The 11,890-nt window shown below is 61.0% G+C and carries 11 protein-coding genes; 6 read left to right on the plus strand and 5 right to left on the minus strand.

Features of this window, described 5'->3' with window-relative positions; all coding sequences use genetic code 11:
• Positions 1 to 315, plus strand: a 315-nt coding sequence (locus ABOA88_RS10465; RefSeq protein WP_440127976.1) for a hypothetical protein, incomplete at its 5' end; no start/stop codon positions are given.
• Positions 316 to 326: 11 nt separating this feature from the next.
• Here the strand turns inward: ABOA88_RS10465 and ABOA88_RS10470 are convergent.
• Both ABOA88_RS10470 and ABOA88_RS10475 read right to left on the minus strand, forming a co-directional pair.
• A complete protein-coding gene (locus ABOA88_RS10470; RefSeq protein WP_367851597.1) occupies positions 327 to 1,352 on the minus strand; it encodes a hypothetical protein in 1,026 nt (341 codons plus the stop codon).
• Between the two features lie 1,117 nt (positions 1,353 to 2,469).
• Positions 2,470 to 2,688 carry a hypothetical protein gene (locus ABOA88_RS10475; RefSeq protein ID WP_043209622.1) on the minus strand — a complete coding sequence of 73 codons (219 nt, stop codon included), beginning with the start codon at positions 2,686 to 2,688 and terminating at the stop codon, positions 2,470 to 2,472.
• Between the two features lie 1,044 nt (positions 2,689 to 3,732).
• Here ABOA88_RS10475 and ABOA88_RS10480 point away from each other — a divergent pair.
• Positions 3,733 to 3,957, plus strand: coding sequence for a hypothetical protein (locus ABOA88_RS10480; RefSeq protein WP_070576377.1), 225 nt, complete (start codon positions 3,733 to 3,735; stop codon positions 3,955 to 3,957).
• A 163-nt stretch (positions 3,958 to 4,120) separates the two neighbouring features.
• Here ABOA88_RS10480 and ABOA88_RS10485 read toward each other — a convergent pair whose 3' ends face one another.
• A complete protein-coding gene (locus ABOA88_RS10485; RefSeq protein ID WP_367851596.1) occupies positions 4,121 to 4,459 on the minus strand; it encodes a hypothetical protein in 339 nt (112 codons plus the stop codon).
• Positions 4,460 to 4,551: 92 nt separating this feature from the next.
• Positions 4,552 to 6,105, minus strand: a complete 1,554-nt coding sequence (locus tag ABOA88_RS10490) for a methylenetetrahydrofolate reductase C-terminal domain-containing protein (RefSeq protein WP_367851595.1) — start codon at positions 6,103 to 6,105, stop codon at positions 4,552 to 4,554.
• Between the two features lie 327 nt (positions 6,106 to 6,432).
• On the opposite strand from ABOA88_RS10490, the gene metE reads away from it, so the two are divergent.
• Positions 6,433 to 8,727: a 5-methyltetrahydropteroyltriglutamate--homocysteine S-methyltransferase gene (metE, locus tag ABOA88_RS10495; protein ID WP_367851594.1), complete on the plus strand. Its 2,295-nt coding sequence runs from the start codon at positions 6,433 to 6,435 to the stop codon at positions 8,725 to 8,727.
• Between the two features lie 163 nt (positions 8,728 to 8,890).
• The gene (locus tag ABOA88_RS10500; protein WP_367851593.1) at positions 8,891 to 9,646 is read left to right on the plus strand and encodes a hypothetical protein; all 756 of its coding nucleotides are present in this window, start codon (positions 8,891 to 8,893) and stop codon (positions 9,644 to 9,646) included.
• 43 nt (positions 9,647 to 9,689) lie between these two features.
• Here the strand turns inward: ABOA88_RS10500 and ABOA88_RS10505 are convergent, their stop codons facing one another.
• On the minus strand, positions 9,690 to 10,868 hold the full coding sequence (locus ABOA88_RS10505; protein ID WP_182816408.1) for an acetyl-CoA C-acetyltransferase: 1,179 nt from the start codon (positions 10,866 to 10,868) through the stop codon (positions 9,690 to 9,692).
• 217 nt (positions 10,869 to 11,085) lie between these two features.
• Here ABOA88_RS10505 and ABOA88_RS10510 point away from each other — a divergent pair, with 217 nt between their 5' ends.
• Both ABOA88_RS10510 and ABOA88_RS10515 read left to right on the plus strand, forming a co-directional pair.
• A complete protein-coding gene (locus ABOA88_RS10510; protein WP_367851592.1) occupies positions 11,086 to 11,355 on the plus strand; it encodes a PepSY domain-containing protein in 270 nt (89 codons plus the stop codon).
• Positions 11,355 to 11,882 carry a cytochrome b/b6 domain-containing protein gene (locus ABOA88_RS10515; protein WP_196170812.1) on the plus strand — a complete coding sequence of 176 codons (528 nt, stop codon included), beginning with the start codon at positions 11,355 to 11,357 and terminating at the stop codon, positions 11,880 to 11,882. Before ABOA88_RS10510 ends, ABOA88_RS10515 begins: the two co-directional genes overlap by 1 nt.
• The last annotated feature ends 8 nt before the right edge of the window (positions 11,883 to 11,890 follow it).

Raw genomic sequence — 11,890 nt, forward strand, 5'->3', positions numbered from 1 at the left:
TCGATGCGCCCATGGCGGAATCGTTCTAAAAATGTGTTTTCACACAGCCTGGACCTAAAGCAGCCCACAATGTTGTTCATGGTGAGAAAGAAGCGCACCGTTTTGAAGATCCTGTGCGACCGGGGAGATCGATTGAAGCGTCCTCACAGGTATTTTGTGAAGACACCGACGGTGATGTATCACCGCAATGCCCAAGAGGGCCGCACGGGCAGCAAGGCTAGCATCGAACTAACCCAGTCAGGACGTTGGCGTTTAAGGCCTTTACGTCACCTCCAATTTCTTTTTTTTTGCAATCTTTCTGAAACACCACGCTAGCAAGGAGCACGTCAGAGAGCACATTTTTTGGGCGGTTCGAATGTTATTCCCGTTGATTGTTTACTTGCCAGAATATAGTTCTCGTCACCTAGCGATGCTTGGCGATAGCTAAAACCCATCTTGCATTCTGTGCCAGGATACATGTCGAATTCGTATATTGATTTTCCAATTGCTAATTCTATTTGCTGGTCGTATCGATTTAGCAGAAGAAGCAATGTTGTTGGTGTGAACCCTCCAATCGCCGAATAAAAAATTATCTGGAAAATCACCGTCGCAACAATGTAGCGACTTCCTTTGCTATTAGGCTCAACCCCAAAAATCCACTTTGTGAGTCGTGGTGCATTTGTCGCAAAACTCGATCCGTAAATTAAGAGTGGCGCCATTACGACTGAGATAGGGATGAAAATTGTTCCCGCAGCAATAAAAAGAAATGGAATTGCAAAGATTGCTAAAAAAGACAACGTATGAGGAAAGGTTGTAGGCGGTACATGAGTCATTCCGGCTATTATTTTCCCCGCGATGCTGAACGCGAGATTAGAGCCAATAGCAAATGCGATGGCAATAAGCCCCTTGCCAACCGAGGTTTCATAAAGAATTGCGTAGATGCGATAAACATCATGCGCAACGACACCTAGGCAGTAAATAAAAAACAATATGGCGATCGGCGCAAATAAATTGTTTGCGTCCAGCAAGTAAAGATAACCAAGAAAAGGGAGGCACAGGGTGACATTAAGGTAAAGTTGATGGCGGCGCTCAAGACTTTCGTACCAATTTACTATGCCCTCCAAAAGCTCGGTGAATATATATTTCCCCGGGTGGAGGATTTGCATCGCCCTAACTCCGATCCCGGCTACTAGAAAAAGTACACTTGTTGAAAAATATACAAGTCGCCAATTGGCTGGGATGATAAAAAGTAAAAAGCAAAGAACGGCGCCAATCAATGCGACTCGCTTCATAAGATCACGAAAGTTTTTTCCTCTATTAATTGACTGTGAACCCCCAAGAGCAGTATTGCTCGTCAGCTTTTGATTTTTCATTATTACCATGGTCCTGAATTAAAACGTTTGTTTATGATGAGGTATAGCTACTGCATTATCGGAAAAAGACGCAGAAACTTTAATGTTCTCGTCAAGTCAGCATTGTTCGCCTGACCTGTACTGAAATAGCTCTCGCTCACCCACGGGAGCCATGCGTCTAACAGATCAAAGGTCTGCTTCTGGCCTATTGCTGTCTTTCGCCTTTGGCAGCTTCTGTACAGGTGTACCGACCTAACCTATGCCATAGCCACGTTAAGCCCCATCCACAGTTCTTCACCTGGTTCTAACGGGCACGGAACACCCTTTGTGTTCTTGCACGTTCGTGTTCCACATATTTCGCCATGGTGTTCCTTGGCTATAGGCCACGTGGTTCCTGGCTTCCAGCGCATTCTGAACACGAAGAACACCAAGAACACCGTTTTTTAATGTTACAGTCCCCACGCCCCGGAAAGGGCTTATGCCAGCAGCGCGGCAAGCCCCTAGACTTCCCGAACTTGGCCGCTTGGCGAGGGTATGGACCGGGAACCCTGCAGCTTATCGTTAGTGTCTTGCTCACTGGCTTATATTCCGGGTGGGGGTCCGCATTTGCCGTTTCTTGGGTCCTCCCCATACCCCCCTCCCTACACGGGTACGGGGACTCGCGGTTTCCCTGCAGCTGAGATTTTCCCTGGGATGTCCGTCTTCTGTTTCATTCGTCTGATCGTGCCTAGGTCGTGAAGCTTGCTCAGAGCGCGACTGCATCCCGGTGGTTGATTACCCAAGAGTGCGCATACCTGATTAGCCAGCCGGCCAGCCAATCAACCGATTAGAAGACAGGCAGGCAGAGCTGCCGCTCAGCGGGATGTGTCTTGCGATGCCACTGAGGCTGAGGATCGAGGGTGAGTTGGGTTTTAGGTATATGGTTAGGTATACGGTTCGGTGCTATAGAGGTCACGTGACAATAAAAACGGGGCCTAGATCCCCCTAATTCGATTCCTGTCTCCGCACCATCTTGACGTATCTCATTCCTCTGTGCGCATTAAAAAGCCCGCATTGCACGGGCCTTTTACTTCGACACTTCCAATACTGGCAGCCAATTCATCAGGAGAATTCTAGTGAAGGATTTTGGAGCCACCTATCAGGCACAGAGCACCACAACCCCATCCTCTTCCTCATCCGGCACTTCATCCGTAACAATCACCCGCGCATGAGCGCTGCGCTCATCTTCAATCCGCAACCCGAAATACCGCTCATCGTTGTCATCCCAAAACGCTTCCACCTGGGCCATGGAGGCGTTTTCGAGGAGGACCTCGGCGCTGTGTTCCAGGATGATCGAGTAGCGTGTTTGGGTATTCATTACAAAGGGGCTCGCGACGGCGGGGTGGTGGAGGGGTCGTAAAAAATGCGATGCCATTATGCCGTCTTGCTGGATTTCAGCCCTAACCACTCATCGTTTCAATGACGTTTCTGTACCCAACGGTATGGCTATCCGTCGGGTTAGCCCTGTGCGAGGGGCGATATCGTCGCAAGACCTTTCAGAGGAGGCTCAGGCCTTGTGTTGAGTGAGTGACAAAGATAGGTTCTCCAGGCCGCATCATGGCAGTGGTGCGTGGAACGCCTTCGGGTGTGCCGGGCTCTTTCGTCCCGGTCGGCCAAGCTGCGCACCGCTGCCACCACAACTTGACGCTTCAATACCCCGCACGACCCCAAGCACCTTTCAATGCCGGCGGTTCCGATTTATGGCTGCTGTGCGCGGGAGACCTTTCGGTCTACCGGGTTCCTTTTCCTCGGTTCGCCAACCTGCGCACAGCTGCCGCCTCCTGTTGGGCTGTGGATAAAAGATGTCGTTAGGTCTGGAGGTCGTGCTGCCTTTTTCGCAGGGATGCCCGCTCCCACAGAAATAGCGTGGCTCTATGGTTTGGCTGAATAGCTGTGAGTCACGGAGCGATCCGAGGTTTGAGCGGGATTTCGTAGCAATACCTTTCAGATCAAACCCCAGTCCTTGCGCTGATCAAGCCCCAGGGATAAATTCCCCGGGTCGCGGCAAATTCCGCGACCGGGTTTGGCGACCCGGATAAACTTGGCGCATCAGCGCCCCACACGACTGCAGGCGCTTTTTTTGTGCTCGCGGCTTCGTGCTATGGCGGCTGTGCGTGGGAGACCCTCGGGTCTGCCGGGTTCCAAGTTCCCGGTTCGCCAACCTGCGTACAGCTGCCACCCATTGTTTGGCGACGGTGCGTGGCAGCTCCAACCTAACTTGGAGCCTCATGCATGTTTATATTGAGCACACTCAGGATCCTCGCATCCGCTCTCCGCCCAACCCCCCCAACCCCGACCCCCCACCGCTTCTACCCCATCCACACCCAGGGCAACCCAACGCCAGCCCCAAGGCAGGTGCCCCATGACTGACCACGAACGCCTCACCACCCTACAAAGCTACGTCTGGACCCTCGAACTGCTCGGTGAATCGCTGGTGCAGCGCGACGAGCAACTGGAGTGCGAGCACGAACCCCAACTGAGCTTTCGCGCCTCGGCGGGGATTCATCAGGCGATCAAGATCATCAGCCGGTTGGCCAGTGAACAGTGTGGCAAGTTGCTGGGCGATGAGGAGCGCGTAGGCAGTTAGCCCGTGATGCTTGATTGAAGCCGCGTCTTGTTGTCAGGACGCGGCTTTTGTTTGGGCTGTGGATAAGTGGGAGGGAGGGGGGGCGGTGGTGTTCTCTTCGCGGGTAAACCCGCTCCCACAGGGGGCGTGCTGCGCACACTTCTCCCACTGCGCGTGCTGCTCCTTACTGCGGGTTGGCCACTTCTGCGGCCATGCTGCGCAGCAGGCCGGCCGATAGGGCGGTGTCGGGCAGCGAGAGGATGGTGTTGTAGAGCAGGACCATGCTGTTGCAGGTCGCCTTGGGCTCATGGGTGAACCGCTCGGGGTTTGCCACGATTTCCACGGCGTGGCGGTCCTTGGCCATGACGCTCATCAGCACGCGGCGAAAGTCTTGCTCGTACACCGACAAGGGTTTGGCGTGTACCGGGTGTTTGGCCGTTTGCTCCACCACGTCGTAGGTGATCAGTTGGCGTTGGGCGATCAGGTCGGCGAGTTTGTTGGCTTCGGAGAGCGTTTCGTTCATGCCGGTCCTTGAACTGCGTTGGCGTCCTGATGGCCGGTGAGTGTAGGTGGGGTGGGCGGGCAGGGCCACCTTTGGGCCCAATCGCCTTGGGCTCAGTTGTCCAGCTCGGGCACTTTGCTGGCGTGCAGGGCAGGCGCTTTGGGCTCGGCCTCGGTGACCGACTGCGGCGCAAGGCCACTGCCACAGGGCTTGGCGATGGTGGTGGTCGCGGCGGGGGCTTGGAACCAGGTGGGCCAGGAGCTGCGGTGGCGGGTGTCGGCGTCGATGCAGGGGATCAGGCGTTCGGTGAGCACAGCGGTTTGCCGGACGGCCTTGGCGGTGCGGTACTTCACGCTGTGGATGCACTCGCGATCGCCGAACTCGCAGCGGTTGAGCGTGGTGCCGCCGCAGGGGCCGTTGGCCAGGCCTTTGGGGCAGGTTTCCGGGCAGATGTAGAGGGTGTCTTCCAGGCGGCAGGTACCGCAGGTGTCGCACCCGACCAGGGGCCTTTTCGCACTGCGCTCCAGGCGATGGAGCACGCGGGCGCCGGTGGGGGTGTTCCACAGCGGGCGTTGCACGGCCCAGCCGAAGGCCTGGCTCAGTGGGTTGCGGCGGCTGAACAGCAGCGAATGCAGGCCGTGCAGCAGGTGATAGCGCGCGGTCTCCTTGGGCGAGGCGCTGACCTGGGACTCGCCCAGTCGCCAGTTGGCACCGGGCGGGTGGAAGGTGACGTCGGGCAGGCCGGGCATCTGCCAGCACGCTTGCCAGGCGGGGGCCCATTGCTCCAGCGAGTGCAGGCGTGCCTGCCAGTGCTCGAGGCTGCGCTCCAGGGTGTCCAGCTGCTCCAGGTCGTGGATGCCGGAGAGGTGGATGCCGGCATAGCCCATCAGGCGCAGGCCGATGATCTGCAGGGCCAGGCGTTCGAGGCTGCGGGCTTGGGCGTGGGCCTTGGAGACGGCGGCTTCGGCGGCGAGCACATCGTGCATGGACGGGGTGACGACGATGCCAGCGACGTGCTCGAAGAGCTTCGCGCGCCCCAGGGTGAGGCCCATCACGCAGGCCGTGAGCGGCTTGGGGTGGGGCTGGCGGCGCATCCACTGGATGGCTTCGAGGTGCTTGCTGGCGTCATAGCCCAGTTGCAGGGACAGAAAGTCCGCGCCGGCGGCGAGCTTCTTTTCGGCCTTGAAGTATTGGGCGCCGCCTTCTTCCTCGCGGTACTTGAACGGGTGCATGCCGGCGCCGAGCAGCCAGTCGGGGCGGGCTTGGCGCACGGTCTGCAGGGCAGCGATGGATTCGAGGTAGCGCACCGGGCGCTGGCCGGGGACGTGGCCGGGCAGGCGGTCGCCGGTGAGCAACAGCAGCTGGTCGAGGCCGGCGGCGTCCATCTGCTGCAACTGCTCCAGCAAGTGGTGGCGCTCGCGGTCCTTGCCGGAGAAGTGCAACAGCGCGGGCAGCGGTTGCTCAAGGCTTGAATAGGCGTCCAGCGGCGACATTTCGAAGGGGCTGCCGACCCGGTCGGCGATGGCCATGGTCATGGGCCAGCCGCACAGGTGCTGGCGCGCCATGAGGGCTTCGATGCTGGCGAAGCGCTCGCTGGAGGACTTGGGCACGAACTCCAGGATGCAGACGAAGGTGTTGTCGTGCAGCGCGGTTTTCAGCTGGCTCATGGGCGCTCGGGTATCGGGTTGGGGCACGGTGGCATTGTGGAGCAGGGCGAGGGTTGGGTCATGTCGGGTTGCGTAGGGAAATGCGCTGAAAGAGACATTCGAGGTGGTTGTGCTGGCCCTTTCGCGGGTGAACCCGCTCCCACAGGTGCTTTGTTGCGCTCAAACCCATCGTTGCGCCAGTGGGGCGGTGAAGCATTCGCCAGGGAGCAAGACAGCCGACGATCATGAGCAAATCTTGAGTTGATCTCAAATTTAATGAGTTTGTCTCACAATGCCTCAGCCGGGAAAATTCCCTCATTCAATTTCAAGATTTCTGAGGGATAAGACATGGCACTGGCGCACAACCTGGGCTTTCCGCGTATCGGTGGGGACCGCGAACTGAAGAAGGCCCAGGAGGCGTTCTGGAAGGGCGAGCTGGACGAAGCCGGCCTGCGCGCCGTGGGCCAGGCGCTGCGGGCCGCCCACTGGCAGGTGCAGAAGGACGCCGGGATCGAGCTGCTGCCGGTCGGCGATTTCGCTTGGTACGACCAGGTGCTGACCCACTCGCTGACCTTCGGCGTGATTCCGGCCCGCTTTGCTGGCCACGAGGGGGCCAAGCCGACCCTGAACACCCTGTTCGCCATGGCGCGAGGCGTCAGCGACAGCTGCTGTGGCGGTGGCCACGCCCAGGAAATGACCAAATGGTTCGACACCAACTACCACTATCTGGTCCCGGAGTTCACCGCTGACCAAGCGTTCGCCCTGAGCTGGGAGCAGTTGTTCGAGGAAGTGGAAGAGGCCAAGGCCCTGGGCCATGCAGTCAAGCCGGTGGTGATCGGCCCACTGACCTACCTGTGGCTGGGCAAGACCAAGGGCGCCGATTTCGACAAGCTGGAGCTGGTGGATCGCCTGCTACCGCTATACGACCAGATCTTCAACCGCCTGGCCGCCCAAGGTGTGGAGTGGGTGCAGATCGATGAGCCGATCCTGGCGCTGGATCTGCCCCAGGATTGGAAGAACGCCTACGAGCGCGTCTACAACATCCTGCAGCGCGCGCCGCTGAAAAAGTTGGTCGCCACCTACTTTGGCGGCCTGGAAGACAACCTGGGCCTGGCGGCCAACCTGCCGGTCGATGGCCTGCACATCGACCTGGTGCGGGCGCCGGAGCAGTTCCCGACCATCCTCGACCGCCTGCCGGCCTACAAGATCCTCTCCCTGGGCGTGGTCAACGGCCGCAATGTGTGGCGCTGCGACCTGGACAAGGCCTTGGACGTGCTGCGTTACGCCGCCGAGCGCCTGGGCGATCGCCTGTGGGTGGCGCCGTCGTGCTCGCTGCTGCACAGCCCGGTGGACCTGGGCCGCGAAGATCAGCTCGATGCCGAGCTCAAGAGCTGGCTGGCCTTCGCCGTGCAGAAGTGCCAGGAAGTGGCGCTGCTGGCCAAGGCGATCAACACGCCTGAGGCGGATGAGGTGATCGCGGCGCTGGCCCAGAGCCGCGCCGTGCAGGCCAGCCGCGCCACGTCGCCACGCATCCACAAGTCGGCGGTGCAGGCCCGCGTGGCGGCGATCCAGCCCAAGGACAGCCAGCGTCAGTCGCCCTTCGAGCAGCGCATCGCCAAGCAGCGGGCGGGGCTCGATCTGCCGGCGTTTCCCACCACGACCATTGGCTCGTTCCCACAGACTTCTGCGATCCGCCTGGCGCGCCAGGCGTTCAAGCAGGGCACGCTGACCGAGGCCGACTATGTCGAAGCCATGCAGAGCGAGATCCGCCATGCCGTGCAGATCCAGGAACACCTCGGCCTGGACGTGCTGGTGCACGGCGAGGCCGAGCGCAACGACATGGTCGAGTATTTCGCCGAGCAGCTCGAGGGCTACGCTTTCACCCGCTTTGGCTGGGTGCAGAGCTATGGCTCGCGCTGCGTGAAGCCGGCGGTGATCTTCGGCGACCTGAGCCGGCCGAAGGCCATGACTGTCGGCTGGATCCAGTACGCCCAGGGCCTGACCGACAAGGTGATGAAGGGCATGCTGACGGGCCCGGTGACCATGCTGATGTGGTCCTTCCCACGGGAGGATGTGAGCCGCGAAGTCCAGGCCCGCCAGCTGGCGCTGGCGATCCGCGACGAGGTGCTGGACCTGGAGGCGGCGGGCATCAAGATCGTGCAGATCGACGAAGCCGCCTTCCGCGAGGGCCTGCCGCTGCGCCGTGGCGCCTGGCCGCACTACCTGGAATGGGCCACCGAGGCCTTCCGCCTGTGCGCCTCGGGCGTGCGTGACGAGACGCAGATCCACACCCACATGTGCTACAGCGAGTTCAACGATGTGATCGAGTCGATCGCGGCCATGGACGCCGATGTGATCACCATCGAGACCTCGCGTTCGGACATGGAGCTGCTGGAGGCTTTCGAGCGCTTCGACTACCCGAACGAGATCGGCCCTGGCGTGTACGACATCCACTCGCCGCGCGTGCCGAGCAAGGACGACATCATCGGGCTGCTGAACAAGGCGGCCCAGCGTATCCCCGCCGAGCGCCTGTGGGTCAACCCGGACTGCGGCCTGAAGACCCGTGCCTGGCTGGAGACCGAGGCGGCGCTGGTCAACATGGTGGCCGCGGCGCGGGAGTTGCGCCGTACGGCACTGGCCTGATTCGAGCCCTGAGCTGACGCTACATCGTGATCGATGTAGCGTTTTTTTGTGCCGGCAAGAGAGGCGAAGTCGCGCTCGACAGGGTAGTGGCACATTAGTAGCATCCATGCCCGCGATGGAGGCATCCCACCGATCGCGGCCTCCCCCCATGGATGATTGTTCGATGCAAAAGAGCGGATACCTGTGCCTGGCGTTCATGATCGCCGTTGGCTTCCCGAGTTTTTTCCTTGATCGCGAGATGATGACCGCCTCCCTGCTCGCGATCGCGGCCTTCTCGTTTGGCTACTTCGTGTTCTATCTCATTCGTCACAAGCTCTATCACGGGATGCTGCAGGGCATCTTGCTGTCGCTGTTGGTGATTGCTTTCAGCTTCGTGCCGGTGTTGGGCTGGATCGTGCTCATTGGCTTTGTGCTCTACAATATCGCCAAGGCGGTGGAGGGGCTCAAGGTGCTGGTGCCGGACGTGCTGGTCAGTGCGCTGATCTATGGGCTGCTGACGGCACGGGTGGCGTTCGATGTGCGTGACCTGCTGGCCATCTCGGTCTTGGCGATGATCTATCTGTGCGTGTGCGTGCAGTACTGCCGCCGCCTACAGGGGCTGGGCACGGAGCTGGCGCTGTTCAAGATGAGCATCATGTGGCTGTCGATTCCATTCGTGGTGCTGACAATCGTGTCCATCGTCTCGGCGCTGGGCAATCTGTTCCGCACTGTCAGCTCGACCTTCACCCGCACGATACTGACGCCCCAGACGGTCTCGGCCCATATGCGCGCGGGCGTTCAAGTGGCCGAGTACACCCGCCACGTGCAGAGCTCCGTGACGCAAACCGTGACCCAGGTGCTGCCGGGTGCAGGCGCCACCATTGCGGGGGCCTCGGGTGGCCTGGCGGGCGATGTGAAGGCGGCCAAGGGCAAGGTGTGAGGCCCAGGCCATAGGGGGCGCTCTGCGCCCCCAGGGCGATGGATCAGCGCTCGATCGCCAGTGCCACGCCTTGCCCGCCGCCGATGCAGAGCGTCGCCAGGCCTTTCTTGGCGTCACGCTTGATCATTTCGTGCAGCAGGGTCACCAGCACGCGGCAGCCCGAAGCGCCGATGGGGTGGCCCAGGGCGATGGCGCCGCCGTTGACGTTGACGCGCTCGGCGTTCCACTCCAGCGCTTTGCCCACGGCCAGGGCTTGGGCGGCGAAGGCTTCGTTGGCCTCGATCAGGTCCAGCTCGCCCAGTTGCCAGCCGGCTTTGTCCAGGCAGCGCTGGGTGGCCGAGACAGGGCCGATGCCCATGATCGCCGGGTCCACGCCTGCACTGGCGTAGGCGCTGATCTTCGCCAGCACCGGCAGGCCCAGGGCCTTGGCCTTGTTCGCGCTCATCAGCAGCACGGCGGCGGCGCCGTCGTTGAGGCTGGAGGCGTTGCCGGCGGTGACGCTGCCGTCTTTCTTGAAGGCCGGCCGCAGTTTGCCCAGGGATTCGGCGGTGGTGCCGGGGCGCGGTTGCTCGTCGGTGTCGAACACCAGCGGCTCGCCTTTTTTCTGCGGCAGGACAATCGGGGTGATCTCATCCTTGAAGCGGCCCGCCTCGATGGCGGCCACCGCCTTGCGCTGGGACTCGGCGGCAAAGGCGTCCTGCTGCTCGCGGGTGAGGCTGTATTTTTCCACCAGGTTCTCGGCGGTGATGCCCATGTGGTAGTCGTTGAAGGCATCCCACAGGCCGTCGGTGATCATGGTGTCGACCAGTTGGCCATGGCCCATGCGCTGGCCGGTACGGGCCGAGGGCAGGACGTAGGGCGCAAGGCTCATGTTCTCCTGGCCGCCGGCGATCACCACCTCGGCATCGCCGCAGCGGATGGCCTGGGCAGCCAGGTGCAGGGCCTTGAGGCCCGAGCCGCAGACCTTGTTCAGGGTCAGTGCGGGCACGCTGTAGGGCAGGCCGGCCTTGATCGCGGCCTGGCGCGCCGGGTTCTGGCCGGCGCCGGCGGTCAGCACCTGGCCGAGGATCACTTCGTCGACCTGGGCCGGGTCCAGTTGGGTCTGCTCCAGCAGGCGCTTGATGACGGCGGCGCCCAGGTCCACGGCGGGCACATTGGCCAGGGCACCCTGGAAGCTGCCGATGGCGGTACGGGTTGCGGCGACGATGACCACGTCGTTCATCTTGTTGTTCTCCGTGCAAGGGATGGACGCCGGCTCGGCGTATTACCGGCAGCATCGGCGGGTTTGGTTCATTTGTTAAGTTTGTTTTTCTTTTGCATTGATCTGAAATTCAAATCAATGGTGTCGTTTCAGGGCGTCCGTAGGCCGCTGGCACTAAGCTTGGCTTCAGCTTCGCGTCGCACACTGCGGCTTCCCATCACAAACGGAGCTTCCCGTCATGCGCCATATCCTGATCGCCACTGCCTTGGTCCTCGCCAGTGCCAGCGCCTTCGCCGAACCCAAGTGCACCACCGCCGAGCGCAGCACCTGGCAGGACGCCGACCAGTTCCAGGCCCAGCTCAAGGAGCAGGGCTACCGCATCAACAAGTTCAAGATCACCAAGGGCAACTGCTATGAGATCTACGGGTTCGACAAGGACGGACGCAAGGTCGAGATCTACCACGACCCGGTGAGCGGCAAGGCGGTCAAGAGCGAGATCCGTGACTGATGGCCAGCGTGCGCCTCTGGGACCCCTTGCTCAGGTGCTGCCACTGGTCGCTGGTGTTCGTGTTCTTCGCCAACTCGTTCTTCAACGAGGAAGGTGACGACTGGCATCAGTGGTTGGGCTATTACGCACTCGGTGTGGTGAGCGTGCGCCTGGTGTGGGGGTTCGTCGGGCCGCGCAGTGCGCGCTGGGCGGACTTCTGGCCGACCCCGACGCGCCTTGCGGCGCATGCCCGGGCCTTGCGGCGGGGTGAGCATTACCACCGACTGGGTCATACGCCGATCGGCGGTTTGGTGATGGTGCTGATGCTCACCTGCGTCGTGGGGCTGGGAGTGACCGGCTGGTTGTCCCAGGAGGTGGATGCCCTGTGGGGCGTCGATTGGCCCAACGATGTGCACAGCTTCCTGGCCAACGCGCTGCTGGCGCTGGTCTGCGTGCACCTGCTCGCGGCGCTGGTCGAAAGCCTGCGCCTGAAGGAAAACCTGCCCCTGTCGATGCTCACCGGGCGACGGCGCGCCTCCAAAGACTGAAGGCGCGG

Origin of the sequence: Pseudomonas sp. PKS (genome assembly GCF_051913525.1) — a bacterium.
Lineage (GTDB): Bacteria > Pseudomonadota > Gammaproteobacteria > Pseudomonadales > Pseudomonadaceae > Aquipseudomonas > Aquipseudomonas guariconensis_D.

Excerpts from the sequence above, each read along its gene's own strand:
- ABOA88_RS10470 (WP_367851597.1), bottom strand. The coding sequence starts at position 1,352 with ATGAAAAATCAAAAGCTGACGAGCAATACTGCTCTTGGGGGTTCACAG.
- ABOA88_RS10475 (WP_043209622.1), bottom strand. The coding sequence starts at position 2,688 with ATGAATACCCAAACACGCTACTCGATCATCCTGGAACACAGCGCCGAG.
- ABOA88_RS10480 (WP_070576377.1), top strand. The coding sequence starts at position 3,733 with ATGACTGACCACGAACGCCTCACCACCCTACAAAGCTACGTCTGGACC.
- ABOA88_RS10485 (WP_367851596.1), bottom strand. The coding sequence starts at position 4,459 with ATGAACGAAACGCTCTCCGAAGCCAACAAACTCGCCGACCTGATCGCC.
- ABOA88_RS10490 (WP_367851595.1), bottom strand. The coding sequence starts at position 6,105 with ATGAGCCAGCTGAAAACCGCGCTGCACGACAACACCTTCGTCTGCATC.
- metE (WP_367851594.1), top strand. The coding sequence starts at position 6,433 with ATGGCACTGGCGCACAACCTGGGCTTTCCGCGTATCGGTGGGGACCGC.
- ABOA88_RS10500 (WP_367851593.1), top strand. The coding sequence starts at position 8,891 with ATGCAAAAGAGCGGATACCTGTGCCTGGCGTTCATGATCGCCGTTGGC.
- ABOA88_RS10505 (WP_182816408.1), bottom strand. The coding sequence starts at position 10,868 with ATGAACGACGTGGTCATCGTCGCCGCAACCCGTACCGCCATCGGCAGC.
- ABOA88_RS10510 (WP_367851592.1), top strand. The coding sequence starts at position 11,086 with ATGCGCCATATCCTGATCGCCACTGCCTTGGTCCTCGCCAGTGCCAGC.
- ABOA88_RS10515 (WP_196170812.1), top strand. The coding sequence starts at position 11,355 with ATGGCCAGCGTGCGCCTCTGGGACCCCTTGCTCAGGTGCTGCCACTGG.